18 protein-coding genes are annotated in these 17266 nt (G+C 47.4%); 6 read left to right on the top strand and 12 right to left on the bottom strand.

Features of this window, described 5'->3' with window-relative positions:
* Window positions 1–74: 74 nt before the first annotated feature.
* The 5 genes from GWK48_RS00435 to GWK48_RS00455 form a co-directional block, all read right to left on the bottom strand.
* Window positions 75–803 (bottom strand): SRPBCC family protein, encoded by a 729-nt coding sequence (locus GWK48_RS00435; protein ID WP_246263846.1) that lies wholly within the window; start codon window positions 801–803, stop codon window positions 75–77.
* Between the two features lie 317 nt (window positions 804–1120).
* Window positions 1121–2638, bottom strand: a complete 1518-nt coding sequence (gene gapN, locus GWK48_RS00440) for an NADP-dependent glyceraldehyde-3-phosphate dehydrogenase (protein ID WP_174628590.1) — start codon at window positions 2636–2638, stop codon at window positions 1121–1123.
* 5 nt (window positions 2639–2643) lie between these two features.
* Complete coding sequence (kdgK, locus tag GWK48_RS00445; protein WP_174628592.1) at window positions 2644–3591, bottom strand: bifunctional 2-dehydro-3-deoxygluconokinase/2-dehydro-3-deoxygalactonokinase; 948 nt, start codon at window positions 3589–3591, stop codon at window positions 2644–2646.
* Window positions 3588–4454: a bifunctional 2-dehydro-3-deoxy-phosphogluconate/2-dehydro-3-deoxy-6-phosphogalactonate aldolase gene (locus tag GWK48_RS00450; protein WP_174628594.1), complete on the bottom strand. Its 867-nt coding sequence runs from the start codon at window positions 4452–4454 to the stop codon at window positions 3588–3590. The genes kdgK and GWK48_RS00450 overlap by 4 nt, the downstream gene beginning before the upstream one ends.
* 95 nt (window positions 4455–4549) lie before the next feature.
* Window positions 4550–5878: an MFS transporter gene (locus GWK48_RS00455; RefSeq protein ID WP_174628596.1), complete on the bottom strand. Its 1329-nt coding sequence runs from the start codon at window positions 5876–5878 to the stop codon at window positions 4550–4552.
* Between the two features lie 327 nt (window positions 5879–6205).
* On the opposite strand from GWK48_RS00455, the gene GWK48_RS00460 reads away from it, so the two are divergent.
* Complete coding sequence (locus tag GWK48_RS00460; protein WP_174628598.1) at window positions 6206–7213, top strand: aminobenzoate oxygenase; 1008 nt, start codon at window positions 6206–6208, stop codon at window positions 7211–7213.
* Between the two features lie 40 nt (window positions 7214–7253).
* On the opposite strand, the gene GWK48_RS00465 is transcribed toward GWK48_RS00460, so the two are convergent.
* A complete protein-coding gene (locus GWK48_RS00465; protein WP_174628600.1) occupies window positions 7254–7979 on the bottom strand; it encodes a hypothetical protein in 726 nt (241 codons plus the stop codon).
* A gap of 91 nt (window positions 7980–8070) precedes the next feature.
* Between GWK48_RS00465 and GWK48_RS00470 the strand changes: the two genes are divergently transcribed.
* Window positions 8071–9132, top strand: coding sequence for a nitric oxide response protein (locus tag GWK48_RS00470; RefSeq protein ID WP_174628602.1), 1062 nt, complete (start codon window positions 8071–8073; stop codon window positions 9130–9132).
* On the opposite strand, the gene GWK48_RS00475 is transcribed toward GWK48_RS00470, so the two are convergent.
* The 3 genes from GWK48_RS00475 to GWK48_RS00485 are packed head-to-tail and all read right to left on the bottom strand — an operon-like array spanning window position 9115 to window position 11096.
* The gene (locus GWK48_RS00475; RefSeq protein WP_246263847.1) at window positions 9115–9726 is read right to left on the bottom strand and encodes a helix-turn-helix domain-containing protein; all 612 of its coding nucleotides are present in this window, start codon (window positions 9724–9726) and stop codon (window positions 9115–9117) included. The two genes, GWK48_RS00470 and GWK48_RS00475, sit on opposite strands and share 18 nt — an antisense overlap.
* 42 nt (window positions 9727–9768) lie before the next feature.
* On the bottom strand, window positions 9769–10422 hold the full coding sequence (locus GWK48_RS00480; protein ID WP_174628604.1) for a cyclase family protein: 654 nt from the start codon (window positions 10420–10422) through the stop codon (window positions 9769–9771).
* Between the two features lie 32 nt (window positions 10423–10454).
* Window positions 10455–11096 (bottom strand): type 1 glutamine amidotransferase, encoded by a 642-nt coding sequence (locus GWK48_RS00485; protein ID WP_174628606.1) that lies wholly within the window; start codon window positions 11094–11096, stop codon window positions 10455–10457.
* 437 nt (window positions 11097–11533) lie between these two features.
* Between GWK48_RS00485 and GWK48_RS11625 the strand changes: the two genes are divergently transcribed.
* Together GWK48_RS11625 and GWK48_RS00490 are read left to right on the top strand one after the other, a co-directional pair.
* The gene (locus GWK48_RS11625; RefSeq protein WP_281359985.1) at window positions 11534–11659 is read left to right on the top strand and encodes a hypothetical protein; all 126 of its coding nucleotides are present in this window, start codon (window positions 11534–11536) and stop codon (window positions 11657–11659) included.
* 340 nt (window positions 11660–11999) lie between these two features.
* Window positions 12000–12626, top strand: a complete 627-nt coding sequence (locus tag GWK48_RS00490; protein WP_174628608.1) for a PIG-L deacetylase family protein — start codon at window positions 12000–12002, stop codon at window positions 12624–12626.
* A 69-nt stretch (window positions 12627–12695) separates the two neighbouring features.
* Here the strand turns inward: GWK48_RS00490 and GWK48_RS00495 are convergent, their stop codons facing one another.
* A complete protein-coding gene (locus GWK48_RS00495; RefSeq protein WP_174628610.1) occupies window positions 12696–13877 on the bottom strand; it encodes a mandelate racemase/muconate lactonizing enzyme family protein in 1182 nt (393 codons plus the stop codon).
* 231 nt (window positions 13878–14108) lie between these two features.
* Here GWK48_RS00495 and GWK48_RS00500 point away from each other — a divergent pair, with 231 nt between their 5' ends.
* Entirely contained in the window at window positions 14109–15275 is a 1167-nt protein-coding gene (locus GWK48_RS00500; RefSeq protein WP_174628611.1) for a glycosyltransferase family 4 protein, read from the top strand.
* A gap of 171 nt (window positions 15276–15446) precedes the next feature.
* On the opposite strand, the gene GWK48_RS11630 is transcribed toward GWK48_RS00500, so the two are convergent.
* Entirely contained in the window at window positions 15447–15572 is a 126-nt protein-coding gene (locus GWK48_RS11630) for a hypothetical protein (RefSeq protein ID WP_281359986.1), read from the bottom strand.
* An 84-nt stretch (window positions 15573–15656) separates the two neighbouring features.
* Between GWK48_RS11630 and GWK48_RS00505 the strand changes: the two genes are divergently transcribed.
* Entirely contained in the window at window positions 15657–16109 is a 453-nt protein-coding gene (locus tag GWK48_RS00505) for a peroxiredoxin (protein ID WP_174628613.1), read from the top strand.
* A 396-nt stretch (window positions 16110–16505) separates the two neighbouring features.
* Here the strand turns inward: GWK48_RS00505 and GWK48_RS00510 are convergent, their stop codons facing one another.
* A complete protein-coding gene (locus GWK48_RS00510) occupies window positions 16506–17132 on the bottom strand; it encodes a ferritin family protein (RefSeq protein WP_174628615.1) in 627 nt (208 codons plus the stop codon).
* Between the last annotated feature and the right edge of the window lie 134 nt (window positions 17133–17266).

The following is a 17266-nucleotide window of genomic DNA, read 5'->3' on the forward strand; positions in this document are numbered from 1 at the left end:
ACCTCGAAGAAAATTGTTGCGCCTAGAGGAGATGTTCAACCTTCAATAAGATGAAGTTCTCGATCTTAACGCCCTCACTTAGATTTAAGGATGACGTCCACCGATTCCTTCAAGGATGACAGATCGCCCTTAATTTTCACCAGGTCTCCACCTTTAAACCTCAGCTCGACAATGTTAGTCCCATCCGACAACAATACTAGAATTGGGGAGTTGATGCTCTTTACTACAGCTTCCTCCAGAACGCTATCCACATCCTTAAGTGTAACCCTCTTGCTTGACACAGTCTTCATCTCTAAAATTGAGGGGAATGTATCGTCATACGAGGCTGAGGATCTGCTCTCCACATTTAAAGAGGGTTGCCTCGTTGCTGGATTTGGCTTAGCTTCAATACTTTCCTTAGCTTCAATACCTTCCATATCTCTCTTAAATATCTCCACCCCCCTCTTATAGAAATCCTGTGTCTGTTTTTTGGCAACTGTCTCCAATGGACCTTTATAGAAGAATGTGAGTCTCACCACCGTCCTGCCCATTGTAGGCAGAATAGTGAAACGTAAGTAGGAGTTTATCTTTATTAGACCGTCCACCTTCTTTATAAGATAAGTGATCTCGTCCTTCGTGACCTGCTTAGTCACTCTAAGTTTTAGAGTGATCAGCCATGAAACCCTTAACTCCCACTCATTCTCTCCTAAATCGATTAAATCATCAAAGGCAGGTACATATTTCATCAGATTCCTTGGATTTGAAAGGTACTCCCTAACCACTTCCTGCTCTTGCATCACATCGAAGTCGTAAGTCACTTCCATAGAATATTATCTCTTTTTCTTAAATTTAAATAAAGTCTCTTGGACTAATTTAGGATATAAACAATCAACACAATTTCAGAGTACGAGACTTACAATTTACAGGTTGCTAGAAATGAGAAGGCCGCTAGGTTATGAAAGCGGGCACTCTGTTATCTAACGAGAGGGACTGATGCTTCCCCGTTAAACTCTATAATGAACTTCTGACCTCCTCCCCTCCATAAAGGGCGAGGTTTGCCGTTCTTTTATCACTAAAGTCACTCTGACCGTAAATCTGACTTTTCCCAGCTGAGAGGAAAAACGCGAAAATTACCTAGACCTCAGAGATATTCCCATATGCCCTTCCCCTTATAGTTATAGATCACCGTTTTGTAAGCCGTAACGTACTCTATGGTATACCCTATTCCCTCCCTTCCCAGGCCAGAGTCCTTCCTCCCCCCGAAGGGAAAGTAACCTATCCCATGTCTTGGGAAATCGTTAATGTATACTGCGCCAACCTCCAACAGCCTTATCGCTCTTCTTATCTTATTTATGTCGTTCCCGAAGATTGAGGCGTCGAGGCCATACCTTCTCCCATTGCTTAACTCTATTGCCTCATCCACAGATTCCACCTTAGTCAAAACAGCGACAGAGAGGAAAACTTCCTTCCTGTAAAGGTATAAGCTCTTGACTTTCCCCTTCTCGACTTCCAGAAGAGTTGGCTCAACGTAGTTATCCTTAATTCGCTTACCGCCGTAAAGGACATTGGCTCCCTTATCCGTGGCGTCCTTTACTGCAAATTCGAGTTCTTCCACCGCTCCCTTCTCAATTACGGGACCCATATTGACCTCGTCTCTGGGGTCTCCAACCTTGATCTTCTTAATCTCCTCTACCATGACTTGTCTTAGTTTGTCGTAAACCTGGGGCTCTGAGAACACGAACTTCACGGAATCGCACCTCTGTCCGCTATAGGAAGTAATGGATGTGACCAGTTTCTGCCCTGCACTTACCGGGTCAGCGTCGTTAAGGACTATGGCAGAGTCCCCTCCTCCGAGTTCCATAACGTATTGTTTTACTCCTCCGTTCCTCATTACCCTCTCACCTGTCTCGGTGCTTCCTGTGAAGGAAATTACCCCAATTCTTTGGTCGGAAACTATAGCGTCCATCTCCTTCCCAGGTACTGTGAGAACGGCGAGTCCAGTCTTAGGGAAACCTGCCAGTTCTGCAATTCTTGCGAAGAGGAGGGCAGGGACCGGAGTTCTACCCGCAGGTTTAATAAGTATGGCGTTCCCTGCTACGGTGGAGTACACGAACTTATTCACGACGTCAAACAACGGATAGTTGAAGGGAGTTATGGCCAACACAACTCCCAACGGTTCCCTCCTAACTATCGCCTCCGCCTCTAGACTTTCTGAGCTCCAGTCCCCAGGAACGTACTCCCCATAAAGTTTCCTGACGTCCAAGTCTGCCCTAATCAACCTCTCAATCGAGGCGTTCACTTCTCCGTTCGCTGAGGCTCTAGTCTTACCATTCCCTATCACCAAGACTTCAACCAAGTCGTCTCTAAACTTGTTCAGCAATTCAGCCATCTTATGAAATACCTCTAGCCTCTTCTCTCCAGGAAAGTCCCTAACGGCCCATCTACCGGTCTGGAATACCTTGTCTATAGCGTGGTCTACCATCTCCTTTGGAAGTCTAGGAACCTTACAGTACACAGAGAGGTCTATGGGCGACTGTACCTCTTCCAGCTCCTTGGATGATACCCAGTCTCCAGCCAAATACGTTTTGAAGGAGATTGACCCAGAGTCCGTAGTTGCTATATCCTTTAATTCTGGTGAAAGTTCCTTTAGAGAAACCATGCTTCCTATCTTACTCCGGGAACTTTATTCATTTCCCTCAAGAACTCGTCCAGCTCCTGCAAAGTTGGAAGGGGCTCCTGATCACCTCTCATTGTGACGTTTAGCGTTGAGCTCGCTATTGCGTAGTCCAAAGCCTTCTTAGGGGGGAATCCGCTCAAGACCAAGGATAGGAACGTTCCCCCTAGGGCGTCCCCAGCACCCACAACGTCCTCAACTTTCACGGTATATCCAGGTGAGAAGTACTTTTCCCCCTCGTAATACACAGTGGCCCCTTTCGGTCCCTGCTTCATTACCACCAACTCAGCGTAAGGACTTAGCAGTCTGTAAGCTTCGTCTGGGTTACTTTCACCTACCAAGACCTTGGAATCGTCAGTGTCGGTGATTAGGAACTTGAGTGGTTCCCTTCTCAATAGGTTCATGATGGTCTCCCTAGCCTCTTCCGGTGACCAGAGCTTTAGCCTTATGTTAGTATCGAATGACGTAACCTTAGCCCTTTCGAATGCCTCAAATACAGCCTCCCTAGCAGTCTCGGAAATAGCTAGAGTTATACCCGTGCTGTGGACGACATCGGCCTCCCTCAAGAGATCGTCGTCCAAATCCCCTGGGCTCAACCTGCTCCCTGCGCTCCCCTTCCTATAGTAAATTGAGATGCTCTTGTCCGGGACTGGGTAATTCCTCTGTATAAAGAAAATCCCTGTTGGGTTGGGGTCCAGCTTCACGCGTCCGACGTCAACTCCCTTGCCTCTCAACCACTCAATTGCGTTGCGACCGAACTCGTCATCCCCTACCCTGCCCACGAACACACACCTGTTCCCTAGGAGAGTGAAGGCAACGCAATAATTGGCCTCGCTACCTGCGATGTGTTTCTCGAAGTACGTCACGTGCCTTAGAGGACCTGGACTTAGCGAGTTTAGCTCTATTAAGATCTCCCCTAAGGCGACCATGGTCTTCATCTTGGCATCAGACCCTTGACGAAGCTCTCAATTTCTCCCTTCAGCGCTTTGGACTCTGAGTCGTCCAGGGGGAAGATCGGGGGCCTCGGATATCCCACGGAATAGCCCTGGACGGTCTCAGTCATAACGTAGAGGGACGCCAGGTGACCGTACTTTCGTGAAATCTCCACTAACGAAATAATTACCCTTTGCAAACTTAAGGCCGATCTCAGGTCACCGTTCTTCACATATTCCTTCATTTTACTGAAAACTGCAGGGATGGGGTTAGCCATGGAAGCGACTGTACCATCCAGGGTCAGGAGGGAGTAGAAAGCTAGGGTGTCCGACCCGTTAAATACCTTCATCTTCGGGAAGGTTGACTTGAACTCGAGGGTATGGGACAGATCCTGATTTGTGTCCTTCACTCCTGCAAAGTCCAGGTTGTACTTGGATACCACTTTAGCTGAAATATCATAACCTGTAGCCAGCGGATAATTGTAGAGGTAAACTGGGTGTTTGGAAGCCGAGATGATGGAACTGAAATAGTTGGCAAGCCACTTCTCTGGAAGTCTAGTGAAGTAGAAAGGAGAGTAAGAAGCGATGGCCATAATATCGTAGTCGGATGAGAATTTGACAAGTTCCAAAACGTTGTTCAGGTTGAGCTCTCCAACCTGGAAAATCACCTTATTGGTTACTCCAGCTACAGTACTCAACGTGAGTTTCTTTTCATCCTTGGAGAGGCTAGGACCTAGTCCAGTGGAACCGTTAACAAAGATCGCGTCCACTCCTTTGTCCAACAGGTTCTGGACGTGTGACTTTAGGAGATCCTTATCTATAGACCCCTCCTTATTGAAGGGGGTTAATACGGGAACAACTACCTCCATACAGTGTACTTGCACTGGGAGGTAAAAACAATATTGTGTTATCCTGAGACCTTCAAGGATGATAACTTGGTTTTATGCAGGGAAAAATTACCCACTTATTTAACTCTCTCACCCACCTGTGTTAGGTCCACGTTCTTAGTCTCTGGTCCAACTGCAGCTGCGACCCCGTAGAGTATTGAAGCGAGCATTAGGAAGAAAGAAGCTATAAACCAAGGATCCTTCCCTTCAATCCCCACGAAGTACTTGGAGAGGTAAATGGAGTAGATGGGCATCCAGGCCGTTATGAAAACCCCAGAGCTGTATCCGAAGCCGACCCCACTTGACCTCTCGTTGGCCTTAAACCTCTCGGACAGATAGACTGGGACGAGTCCCCAAGGCCACTGCGTAAGCCAGCCTATGAGTGAAGCTCCGAGAACTAACATTCCCACGCTAGCTGTCGACGCTCCCAAGTAAAGAGCGTAAGCCCCAGGGACAGCCAGGACGAAAGTGACGACGGCAGCTACTAGGAAGGACTTCTTCCTCCCCATGAAATCAGAAGATACACCCCACAATGTGGCGCTCACTGCAGCGATTACACCAGCTAACGAGTAATAGAGCGATGCTTGGGAGGGAGAGAGCCCAGCTTGAGTCATAATACCAGTTGCGAAATCGAAGAGTGAGTAGGAACTGAAGAAAAGTCCTGTCATAAGGACGAACACGTTAATGAAAGTAAACAGGGTCGGTGGCTTGAAAATTGAGAAGAAAGGAATCTTTTCTATTTTTCCTTCTTCCTTGACTTTTTCAAATACAGGAGTGTCGCTGGAGATGTATCTAATGCCTAAAGCTACCGCAGCTGGAATGAGCCCCGTGAAGAAGACCAGTCTCCATCCGTAGTCGTACATAGCTTTCTCACCCAACAGAGAGGATATTGCGTACACTACTGCAGCCCCGATAGCAACTCCCCAAGAGAACGCTCCTTGGGCTATACCACTGGCTAGCCCCCTCCACTTATCTGGCGCGAACTCTATGGCGAAGGGATGTCCTGCAGCGTACTCGCCCCCTATGAAAACCCCCTCAACAAACCTAAATATGGCAAATAGGGTAGGTGCTAGTAAGCCCAGTATCTTGTAAGTTGGAAGAAGCCCTATTAACGCGCTCATTATGGAAAATCCCAAGATCGTGACCATGAGGGTCTTCCTCCGGCCCCACTTGTCACCAAAGTTCCCAAATATTGCACTCCCTAAAGGTCGCCCTATGAGGGTCAGACCTAGGCCTATAGCTAAGGTCACGAAGTACCCCAGTAGGCCAGATAAATTCTTCGGGAGGATATTATATTGTATATAAGGCGTTAATGCGGAAACAAATAATAAATCGTACGCATCTAACATGAAACCTAAAAATTGGGAAGTTAGGGCAAGCTTTCCTTCTCTAGTCCACTTGTCCATAGTTATCATAATTGTTTGTCCATTATTTAATTTTGTCATACAAATTAGTGATTAAAAGTTATATCTTTACGTTCTCGAAATGAACCTATTTTATTCAGGAGAAACAAAGTAACCAATCAACTGATCTCTTTACGGAATTTAGGAGTTCCCATGGACTCTTTGCTTACCGTTCCCTTCGCAATTAACCCAGTCTGGAACTAGCCCCTCTCCGGGATTTTCTGGAGGAGCTCGGGATGATAACTTCTTATTTAATTTTTTTCTAACTCATATATAGGGTTTATATAACATTTATATACTTCAAATAATCACTATAATATTGGTGAAAGGTTGTCTCTAGACTTCGAAAAGGAGCCCGAGTTTCCTGAATTCAACGTCTATCCTCCTAGATGGAGTTTTGACAACGAGAGGGCGTGGCAACTGTACAGGAGAGCCAAGAGGGAGCAGTGGGACGAACAGGACATTGATTGGGAAAAGGTAAAGGAGATCGCGTCAGGTTTGGATAGGAAGCAGAGGCTCGCTATCGCCTACTGGTGGACCCTTCTATCAACCTTTGACAACGCTACCCCTGTCTTCGCCTACGCCTTAGTTAAGTCCCACGAGCTACACCTAGATACAGCAGTGAAGGGAGTAATAACTACCATAACTTACGACGAGAACAGGCACAACGTGATGTGCGGACTGGCTATCAATAACGTCTTCCCTGGATATCCTTTCGATTTCAAGCCCCAGGACGAGCTGGAGAGAAAAGTAAAACTCTCCACCCTATGGGCGTGGTATAATGGTTCGAGGTACTGGAAGGCATACCTTGAAGCTTATCATAAATACACTATGGACGTATTGTTCACCTCATTCATGATGGGTGAAGCTGCCGCTACCACGGTATTTTCTACCATGTCCAAGGGGTCAAAAATAGACCAGTTCTCAAAGCTTTTCAAGAACACCGCGGTGGATGAGACCAGGCACTACGCTTTCACTCACTTGATAATGACCAGCAACGCGTCCAAAATGGACGAAGAAAGGAAGAAACTAGTATCTAAACAGGTGAGGGCTGGCTTCGTGTTCCTTTCAATGATTACCTACAGACCGCCAAAGGACTTCTGGAAGTTACCTCCGTGGTTCAATGAGGTCACAGAAAAGATGGAGGACTTAGCTAGATCTGGAGGGTTCTACATCCCAGAGATCAAGGAAAAGGAGGAAGCGTGGAGGACTGCCATAATGAGGGTAGGTGCAACTCTCTCCAGGTACGGAGTCCCAATGCCTGCCATCCCAGAGCTAGGCATAACCGGTGAGGAAGTGAAGGACCTAAAGGAAGAAGATTTCATTCCGGTTTTTTAAAAGGGCTTAAGCTAAAAATCTTTTTTACTCAACTCAAGGTTTATAGAACATGTACTAGATTAAATCTTATTAAGATCTCTGAAATTACCAAAACTGACACAAGTATCATGGTCCTCTTGGAGAGCTCCCTCCCTAAACTTCTCATCTCCTTACCTGAGGACAGTTTTGAGCCCGGTCTCAAGAACCTGATCGTTGGCTCAATTAGACCTAACAACAGGGTTGGAAGGAAAATCGAAGAGAGAGGGATTAAGGCTATTAATGAGATAATCCAGGAAACCGTCACGTGATTGCTCTTCACGTTTTTCCTGAACGGGGCTTTGTACTCCACCAGGAGGGATTGAGTCAAGGTGTAGAGCATCCACGTCAAGAATATGGAATAAACCCCGAAGTTTACGCTAGCGAGCATGTCAGTCCAGGGCAAATAAAAGGAACTGACCGCGTAAGTACCTAGCAGGACTGGGGCCATCCTAAACCTAAAGTAAGACAATACGTAGGCTGAGACCAGGAAGGCTAGGGGGAGTAGAAGGAATACGTTAAACAGGAAAGCGTAGGGGATGACATTGGCTCCAGCAAGCAGGTAGTCCTTGGTTTCAAACTTCCAGGAGATCAACTTGGGGTAAAGTCTCTCTATGGTAAATGCGTTGAGGATGGCTAAAGGAACGAGGTAAAGCAAGGTAGTCAATTTATCTGTCAAAATTGCTGAGAGCATGAAGGTCGTCGTAAACAGGCTTAAGGCGCCCTTGTTGGTTATCCTTGTCCCGGACATTTGGTCTCTGATCTTAGCTCTCTAGTATTAAGTAAAACCCCAAATATTAAGGGGTTGATTTTATGTGTAAGGCTCGTAATATTTTCTCTTCATGAAGCTTAGCAACTTAGCTCTTTTAATTGAAGGAATATCATTCCTCCTGATTGGGGGGATTCCGGCAGTCTTTAACTTCATGGATATGCAGGGGTTTCCCTATCCCTTACCAACTTCGCTTTTCAACGCTCACTGGATAGTCATGGTGTACGGGTTCTTCCTAACCCTGATTGGAAACGAAATCCTGGTAGCGTTGAGCAACGAATGGAGAGGGAGACCTGCTCCCAAGGTCTACATAGCGGTGACTGGGGTCTCAGCTCTGATAGCAGTGATAATGTCTGAGCTTAACCTAATTCCTTACAGTTTGTACGTTCTATTATTACCCATCGGAACGCTCATTTTCTACTCTAGGGTTTATCTCTCCCCCTCAAAATTAGGGCTTAAACCCACCACTTACAATTACCTTCTCTTTATTACCTTGATCATCACAGTATTTGTTATTTCCTTTCAAACGGTAATGGATATCCCCTGGGTTTCACTGGTCTTCCCATCCTTAACGATCTTCGCCATAATGAGCAGGGATATAGGGTTGGTCTTTGGAGGGAAAAAGATAAACGGTGAAGAAATGACGTTGGCCTATCTCAGCCTACTCTTGGGGATAGTGACCTACCCGACCTACGCTTCGTCTTTGTTCCTCTTCCTGAGCTGGGTGTTCTCCCTGCACGGATCTGGGATCTTGAGGTCAAAGGGGAGGCTGTACCCTAGGGTGAGCCTAAGTATCGCGTGGACTTGGTTGCTTCTCTCCTCACTCTTCTCCTTGTTAAGTTATGACGCCTTTGTGCACTCCATAGCTGTAGGTTTCCTCTTTGACACTGTATTCGGCGTAGATGCTGTCCTCATGGACATGCTCATAGGAATCTCTGGTAAGAGGTTATCCATTAGACCTTCCTACTTACCCATAATATTGCTCAATATAGGGCTCTCCATGAGGATAGCCTACGATCTGGGGATCTCGTCTTCGCTCTTCATTGCCTCAGCTCCCCTTCAAGGTATTGGTATACTCTCCTTTTACCTAAACGTCTTCAGGCAAGTTCTACCTCAACTAAAAAGTTCCGTTTAGGTACTTGCCAACTACCTTCTTCAAAGCCCTTCTCAGAAGTTCCTCTGCTGAGGAGGGTGAGATACCGAGCTCCTTGGCTATTTCAGTTAAGCTCGCCTTCCTCTCAACGTCGTAATAACCTTTCTTGTAAGTGAGAAGAAGTATCTGCAATTGCCTATCTGTTAACTCCAGATCGTCCTCCCTAGGCTTGTCGGTCTTTAAAACCCTCGGCTTCAATCCCAGGGAGTTCAGTTCAGTGATGACAGTCTTAAGATAGCCTACAGAGGGGACAAGTAACTTATAAACGATCTCGTTCTGACTTAAGGGTTTGGCGTTAAGGATCATCACCTCAGTCTTGGAGAGAAACTTACATGAGGAACAGGAGGGCGCCTTAGCCCATATCTGCTTCCCACCTTTAAGCTCAACGATCCTGACTCCTCCAATTGTGAGGAGTCTCTTGGTCTCCCTATCGAGGAGGTCTACCTTTATTATGTGATTGGTGAAGTCCGTTTGGGGGTCAACTTTCTCTATGACAGTATGTTTATCACCCAGGATTCCCATCACTCTGCAGTCTCCCCTCCGCACGTAAAGGTCAACCTCTATGGGTCCTCTCATAGCTCACACCAAAACGAGGGAGCGAACTGTAGCCTCAAGACGTCATTCAAGTTCCAGGGCTACCACTCTGGCCATGGAACCGCTGGCGTTAAGGATCTTTATGGGTAGAGCCACGACAAGGTACTCCTTACCCTCTTGTAACTGGTCTAGGTTAGCAAGGTCCTCCACTACTACCACCCCTTGCTTCAGGAGCCTCTTGTGGACTGAGAAGTCTGAGTGAGAGTAGGGTTCGATACCCAAAGTATCAATACCTATGAGCTTGACCCCCCTGCTTATTAGGAACTCAGCTCCGTCCATTGAGAGCCCTGGGAACTCGTAGAGGAACTCCTTGGTGTATGCCCTCTTCTTGTCCCAACCTGTCCTCAAGAGGATCGCCTTATTATCGTACTCAGGCCTCCATATTTCCCTCAAGGACCGCTCCCCTATCTCCCCTTGCGATACCTTAGGTGAGATACTGTATCCAGGACTGATGAGAACGTTGAGGTCAAGCTTGTCCACAGTGGCCCCCCTCTCGTCAAAGTGATACGGGGCGTCAACGTGGGTTCCAGTGTGGGTCGCAAAGGAAACGAACTCCACGTTGTAACCGTCCCTGCTTAGTATTCCAGTAGGCTTTATGTCAACCAGTGGGTTGGTAGGCCAAACTGGCATATAGGGAGATAGAGTCACGCTTAAATCGAAAATTTTCTTTATTTTCATGATGGTAAATTCTCCCTAAAGTTTAAATAAGCTCACCTACCTGACCGTTCCAACCAGGTCTTTAAAATAATGGACGCCGTTGACCTAAACTCCTCTTCCCTCTCCTTGACCTCCTCTACCAGCTTTGTGTCTAAACCGTAGGTCTCAGCCCACCTCTTGATCATTCTACCATCAACTTCAACATGAAACTGTAAACCTAAGGCCTTCCCTGCGTAAAAAGCTTGAAAATATTTGTCTGAATACGCCAGCAGAGAAGCTCCCATGGGTATCGTAAACGTGTCCCCGTGAAAGTGAAAAACCTCCACTTCATCACCAATCCTTTCCTTAAACTCATCGAGTAACTTAACCTTACCAACTCCCAGTTCGGTTCCGAAACTTCCCTTCCTTACATCACCTCCCAAGGCGAAGGAGAGAAGTTGAGAGCCCAAACATATCCCTAGTACGAGTCTGCCCTCGCTTAACGCCCTTCTTATCAAATTCACCTCCTTGATCAAGAATGGGTACTTTTCTGCTTCGTATACCCCCATGGGTCCCCCCATCACGACTAAATCGTCAGGATCCTCCTTTCCGGTTAATTCCCTTCCGTGCTTCTCCTTCACATCAAAACCTAGACTTGTTAACATCTCCTTTAAGGTCCCAGGCCCTTCCTCCGGATGGTTGAGAACCACCAACATGAATACTGCTCAACTATGCCGTTTATTAACCTTTTTGTTCAGATTTTATTAATTATATTAAAGTATTAATTTTATAAAGTCAAGGATACAGCGTTCATGGAGCTGATAGAAGAACAGTAAACCTCGCGGGGCGGGGAGGAGGTCAGCCTAGGGCCTTGGTAAACTCCAGAGGTCACGGTGTGGAACTAAACGACGTATAAGACCTCGTCTAGAGGGCAAGACTTTTATATTTGGATAGCCTATCCAACTGCGTGAGGCGCTCAACAAAACTAGGATCTCTCTATTTTATGGGATAAATCTAGGAGTAATCCTTTTCGTATTCCTAGAACTCATCCATGTTTCCACGCAACTGAGGGCTCGAAGGTCTCTTTTTTCGCTCTGAGGAGTTTGGCTTTCCTTCTAGGGCTAAGCATAACTCCATCTAATGTTTTTACATAATGCCGGATGTGGGTATGTATCCCGAAAGGCGTGTTCATGGACAGCCCAAGATGTGCGGGTTCCCCCACTTAGACGGTATCCCATCTAGATGGGTCGGGGTTACCCCTTGGGGCGGAGGAGGGTGAAGGAAGACCCGCTCGACTCCCGTGAAGCCCAAGGGTTGAGGGTTTATAGCAAGTTATATGAGACCCGATGAAACCCAAACCCCTTCATAATAGGGTCCTTGGAACTTCTCGGCTTACTTCTGTCCAAGCAAGGACAGAGGGGTGCAGTGCGAGTTTCCTTTCCTGGATCAACGGTGGAACACGGTGGGGTTATGGGGTATTCATAGCAACCACGTTCGTCGTAGTATGGGCTGGCTCAGGTTATCTCATATAACCTCAGGATATTTCCAAGAGGTCATAGAGGGAAAACTGGTTAATGTGAACTTTTTATTAACGTGAAGAAAATAATTTTGGGCTAAGCTTGAGAGTTCTAGTTGTTACCCCTCACCCAGATGATGAGACGTTCTGCTGTGGCGGAAGCATCTTGAACCACTTGAGAAGAGGTGACGAAGTTTACGTGGATGTAGTGACCGATGGAAGATATGGGTCTCCGGATCAGCAGCTGAGAGGTTCCGAAGAGTTGGTGAGGATTAGGACAAGGGAGATCGAGTGTGCCCTCAGTGTCCTGGGAGTTGATAAGGCAAATGTTAGGTACTTAGGATTTGAGGACGGAAGGGTAAAGTCGAGGAGGAGGGAAGCACAGGAGGCACTCAGATGGAGGATTAAGGAGCTATCCCCAGAAATAGTGTACTCACCGGTTCCCTTTGATATGCACGACGATCATGCAACTCTTGGCAAAATAACTCTTGGACTGTTCCCACGAGCTAGGTTCTACATCATCTGGGTTCCAACGTCTTTAGACCCACGGAGGAGAGGTCTAGTCTACTTGAGAAAGTGGAGCAAAGTGATAGTTGACATTGAGGGCTATAGGGAGACTAAACTCAGGGCAATGAAGTGCTACTCCTCCCAATTGGGAGGTCTGTCTGGAGACATGATGAGGCGATTTACTGGGAAAACTGAGACGTTTTACCAGCTCGTACGGTCTTAGGACTGGCTTTGGTTGATCTACGAATGGATTTGAGACTTGATTTAGCTGGAGCCAGCCCTTTTCCTACCCTCAATAACCTCTCCAGGTACCTCCAACCACCCACACTGGTTCATCTGAGACTTCCAGGGGGACAGGATCTGCCCTTAGCTCCTCCAAGAGCTCCTCATCTACCTCTACACCTATACCCGGTCTATCGGGGACCTTCACCCTTCCGTTCTCCACGGGAGTCCCATTCCTGACCAAGTCCCTCTTCCACTTAGGAAACCAGTCGTAGAAGTTCTCCAAGATAACTAGGTTCGGTATAACTGATGCCAACTGGATGGAGACGGCATTCTGTATTGATCCAAACGCATTGTGAAAGGCTATTTCCACATCGAAGGCTTCAGCCATGCTCGCCACTTTCCTACCCACTGTGACACCGCCAACGTTGGTTATGTCGGGCTGGAGGATGTCGACCAAACCTTCCCTCAGGTAGAAGAGGGTCTCCTTGAGACCGATCAGCCTTTCCCCCATTGCTACCCTAACTTGGGTGTGTGACCTGTATTTCCTGTAGCCCTCTATGTCCTCGTGGTGGACAGGTTCTTCCATGAAGAGCGGGTTATATTTCTCGAGCCTTTTGGCTATGGAGATGGCCGAGTTAGCGTTGAACCTCCCGTGGTGTTCAATCATGATCTCAACCTCGTCTCCCACCGATTCCCTCACTGCTTTGACCCTCTCCTCTGCCTGCTTAAGTCCCCTCTCGTCTATCCAGTCAAAGTATGCGCCGAAGGGGTCAAACTTCAACCCTTTGTACCCCTTTCCTACGACTTCCTTAGCCCTCACGGAAAAGTCCTGGGGTGTGACGCAGTCCTTATACCAACCGTTGGCGTAGACTGGGACTTCGTCCCTGAACTTTCCTCCAAGGAGCTTGTTCAAAGGCGCACCTAGCTCCTTTCCCAATAGGTCCCAAAGGGCTATATCAATGGCGCTCAAGGATGTCGCTGACTCGAACGACCTGGACAGGTAAAAGTCCTGAGTGTACCACCTGTGGTAGTTTCTCTCGACCCTCTCCACTTCCTGGCCCATGAAGCCTTTGCTCACCTGCTTGAGGGCACTGAACACTTGACTTACCCTCAGGGTAGGGACAGCCTCTCCATAGCCCACCATTCCGTCAGTGGTCTCTACCTTCACCACTATCATTGTGGAAGCCCAAGTGGCAGCTCCTTTCTCCTTAGAGGAGAGTACTATTGGGGTGATTTCTTGGATTTTCATAGACATTATTATTTCAACTCTATATAAAAATCATTTCATAACCTGAGTTTCAAAATCTAAAGGGATTTAAAACGTCCGAAAGACGATGAGGGATCCCTCCCTTGTTCAATTTGCCGGCCCTCTTGGCTAACTCCCTGCCGTAAAGGGCCAGGCTTTCCCACCTTTAAACGCTAACATGGTTTAAGGTAGTCTACTTTATTTTTACTACCTACCCAGTTTTAGTGAATTCGGTTGAAAATTCTTGCCGTTGTCGACTTCGGCTTGAACGAGAGAAGTGGGGGATATCAAAGGAATCTAGAGATAATGGGCAGGCTCCCAAAGCTCGCCAAAGTTAACATAGTTCCCTCCATTAGAAACCTCTCTTACGCCTTTAATTACGGTAGGAAGGGGGAATTGGTCTCCGTCCTGAAAGGTCTGAACTCCACATCTGGGGAGCTCATGGACAACATAAGGGATTCCAACTCCGTTGAGGAGTTTGAGTCACGCTTAAGGAAGGAGGAGTACGACGTCGCGGTCGTCTACAGCAACTCCTCCGAGAACGTGAGACTTGCCAGAAAAATTACTGACGCCCCTTTGGGGGTACAACTTCAACTCGAGCCCTTCTATCTAAGGGACTCGACCCTCTTTAGGATAAAGTTCAGGGGCCCTACCGGGCGAGCCCTGGAGAAGTTCGAAAGGGCTCTTAGGGAATCCAGAAGGGAGAGAGAGGTATGGCTCCGCCTAATTTCTGAGGGAAACCTGAACTTCGCGATCTCGGTGAGCAGAATCCCTCTCCTGAACTCAGGCCTAGACTCCTACCTACCGTACGAGGTCCCCTCCCCAGCCAACGCCTTACCGGAGGGGATAATGAAGTTCAGGGAGGACGAAAAGGAGGACTTCGCGGTATACTTCACTAGGCTTATCCCAGAGAAGGGACTTTTTGAGGTCCCCATCATCTGGAAGAGGGTGAACGAGAGGAGGGACGTGAGGCTCTACGTCATGGGGGAGTTCCAAGACGAGAGGGACAAGGTGGACTTCCTGAACATGGTGGACAGGCTCAAGGTTAATGTTGAATACTTGGGCTTCAAGGAGGGGGAGGACCTATATAGGGTAGTGTCGAGGGCAAGGTTTACGTTGTACCCTTCACATTACGATAGTTTTTCCCTAGTCGTTTTAGAGTCACTTGGTCTTAAAACGCCAGTGTTGGCTTACAGGACCCAAGCGATGATGGAAATCTTTGGAGAGGAGAGGGGAGTGGTAAAGATAGAGGAGGACAATATCAAGGGGATGGCTGAGGCCGCGTTAAGGTTGAACGCAGAAGTAGGGGAGGGATTCGTGCGGAAGTTTCTCTCGTGGGACAGGGTCGTTGAAGCCGAGCTTATGTCCATAATGAGGATAAGAAACTTTATTCTCCGTTAATTATTTGATGGGACGATCAGATCCCATTTCAGTATGTGGACGGTTAGCCTATAAATCCTGGGACGCAGGACTGTGGATCCGAGGGTATGAAGTGCACGCTGACAATCGCGTTAAGTTTTTTTGAAGTGTAGCTGAGATTTATTTTTATTTGAATCTGACCTCCTCCCCGCCCTAAAGGGCGAGGGTTCCACCGAGGTCTAAAGTGTTACTCCCCTTTACGGGAGTTACTACGTTTGACACTATGAGGAAGGAGAGCTTCTTTAGTACGCTTACGAGTTTCTTTATCCCCAGTCTCATTACGTTTAAAGTACCGAGGTTCTCCTTTTCTTTTTATAATCTTATTAAAAAGGACATATAACCGAGTTCACCATTATTTCTATCATGAAAATTAAAGTCGGGGACATTGCTCCAGACTTCGAGGGTGTGAACGAGAACGGCGAAAAGATAAAGCTTTCGAGCCTTAGGGGGAAATACGTAGTGCTCTACTTTTACCCTAAGGACGACACACCAGGTTGCAGGGCAGAGGCGCTAAGCTTCAAGGAAAACTGGGACGAGGTTGTTAAGAGGGGGGCAGTGATCTTAGGGGTCAGCGGAGACTCTCCTGAGTCCCACAGGAAGTTCAAGGAGAAGTACGGGCTCCCTTTCTCCTTAATCAGTGATGAGGGTGACAGAATAAGGGAGCTTTATGGAGCTAAGGGCTTCCTAATCCCTGGGAGGGTAACCTTTGTAATTGACCCTGAAGGTAAGGTCAGGCTGGTCTACTCCTCCCAGATGAACCCGACCTCTCACGTCAAGGAAGTCCTGAAGGTGCTGCCAATCCCTGAAAAAAGGTAAAGCTAGGAGGTTGTCCTCCCCCTTGATAAGAGACAGGGATAGCTGAATGGAGGTACCTTAAAGCATATTGATCCAATCGAACTAACTTACCTACGTGCTCAGTTGGGGTTAAGCCAAGGTCTTCAATAAACCTACTCTGTGGGACTACTCCAAGGGATAAGACCGTGGAAAGTATGTTTTTAAGTGGACGTGAACCCATCTACCAAGACATTCTATCGCCCCTCGACTATTAAATGGTTGTAGCTAAACCGATGGACGAAAACGAAGACCCTGGCCCCTAGGTATCTAAACCGAGGTATTAAAAGGGGGAGCGTCGCCTCAGATAAAGCCCATGGAAAATCACAAACTGAGGGACCCCTCGCAGGGCAGGGAAGAAGTCAATTCCTCCCTGGACTTTCACGACATAACCTTAGCTAGCCTAGCCCTCTTAAGCTCCTCCATCATCCCCAAGATCTCCTCGAATGGAGCCAACGAGCTGAGCGTCTCCTTCCCGTCCAGGACGATCTGAAGGGCCTCAGGGTAGAGCTCCTCTATCCTCTTCACTGCGTACTCCCTATCGGTCACCAGGGATAGACCAAAGTTAATGTGTCTAGCTTCGTCCTCCACTATCCTCCTGATACCAGCTGTGAACTCCTTAAGCCCATATCTCTCCCCCGCTTCCCTCAGTAGGTGAAGTCCTGTGGTAGCTAACACCCCCTCCGTCACCATGTGAAACCTGGTGACTATCCTCTGGACGTCACCGCTCTTGAAGTCCTCAGTGAGGTTATCGAAAAAGCGTATATATGACTCGGGCAACTCCAGGTCTAGAGGTTCGCCCTTGAAGTACCTCTCAAAGAAATCGAAGTGTTGAAGCTCCTCTTGGTACTGCTGAGGGGAGTACCCCATCACCTTACCTACGAACTTAACGGAAAGAGGTTTAAGGACCCCCCACCTCGACATATACTTCCTTGGGTAGAAGTGGGCAGACAGATACCTTATCCCAAACCTTACCTCTGATGGGACTGAGCCCCAATTGCTGTCCATACTATATCTAAAGAAAGAGGAACTTAAATATTTTTTCATAAAAACCATATTAAAGAAAACTTTTATCACTATTAACTGTTTTCATGAAAGGTCGTTAAAATTGAAAAGTTTCCAAGGAAGGTACTAAGTGAGGA

The organism is Metallosphaera tengchongensis (assembly GCF_013343295.1).
In the GTDB taxonomy this organism is placed as follows: Archaea; Thermoproteota; Thermoprotei_A; order Sulfolobales; family Sulfolobaceae; genus Metallosphaera; species Metallosphaera tengchongensis.

Excerpts from the sequence above, each read along its gene's own strand:
- GWK48_RS00435 (WP_246263846.1), bottom strand. The coding sequence starts at position 803 with ATGGAAGTGACTTACGACTTCGATGTGATGCAAGAGCAGGAAGTGGTT.
- gapN (WP_174628590.1), bottom strand. The coding sequence starts at position 2,638 with ATGGTTTCTCTAAAGGAACTTTCACCAGAATTAAAGGATATAGCAACT.
- kdgK (WP_174628592.1), bottom strand. The coding sequence starts at position 3,591 with ATGAAGACCATGGTCGCCTTAGGGGAGATCTTAATAGAGCTAAACTCG.
- GWK48_RS00450 (WP_174628594.1), bottom strand. The coding sequence starts at position 4,454 with ATGGAGGTAGTTGTTCCCGTATTAACCCCCTTCAATAAGGAGGGGTCT.
- GWK48_RS00455 (WP_174628596.1), bottom strand. The coding sequence starts at position 5,878 with ATGGACAAGTGGACTAGAGAAGGAAAGCTTGCCCTAACTTCCCAATTT.
- GWK48_RS00465 (WP_174628600.1), bottom strand. The coding sequence starts at position 7,979 with ATGTCCGGGACAAGGATAACCAACAAGGGCGCCTTAAGCCTGTTTACG.
- GWK48_RS00470 (WP_174628602.1), top strand. The coding sequence starts at position 8,071 with ATGAAGCTTAGCAACTTAGCTCTTTTAATTGAAGGAATATCATTCCTC.
- GWK48_RS00475 (WP_246263847.1), bottom strand. The coding sequence starts at position 9,726 with ATGAGAGGACCCATAGAGGTTGACCTTTACGTGCGGAGGGGAGACTGC.
- GWK48_RS00480 (WP_174628604.1), bottom strand. The coding sequence starts at position 10,422 with ATGAAAATAAAGAAAATTTTCGATTTAAGCGTGACTCTATCTCCCTAT.
- GWK48_RS00485 (WP_174628606.1), bottom strand. The coding sequence starts at position 11,096 with ATGTTGGTGGTTCTCAACCATCCGGAGGAAGGGCCTGGGACCTTAAAG.
- GWK48_RS11625 (WP_281359985.1), top strand. The coding sequence starts at position 11,534 with ATGCCGGATGTGGGTATGTATCCCGAAAGGCGTGTTCATGGACAGCCC.
- GWK48_RS00495 (WP_174628610.1), bottom strand. The coding sequence starts at position 13,877 with ATGAAAATCCAAGAAATCACCCCAATAGTACTCTCCTCTAAGGAGAAA.
- GWK48_RS11630 (WP_281359986.1), bottom strand. The coding sequence starts at position 15,572 with ATGAGACTGGGGATAAAGAAACTCGTAAGCGTACTAAAGAAGCTCTCC.
- GWK48_RS00505 (WP_174628613.1), top strand. The coding sequence starts at position 15,657 with ATGAAAATTAAAGTCGGGGACATTGCTCCAGACTTCGAGGGTGTGAAC.
- GWK48_RS00510 (WP_174628615.1), bottom strand. The coding sequence starts at position 17,132 with ATGGACAGCAATTGGGGCTCAGTCCCATCAGAGGTAAGGTTTGGGATA.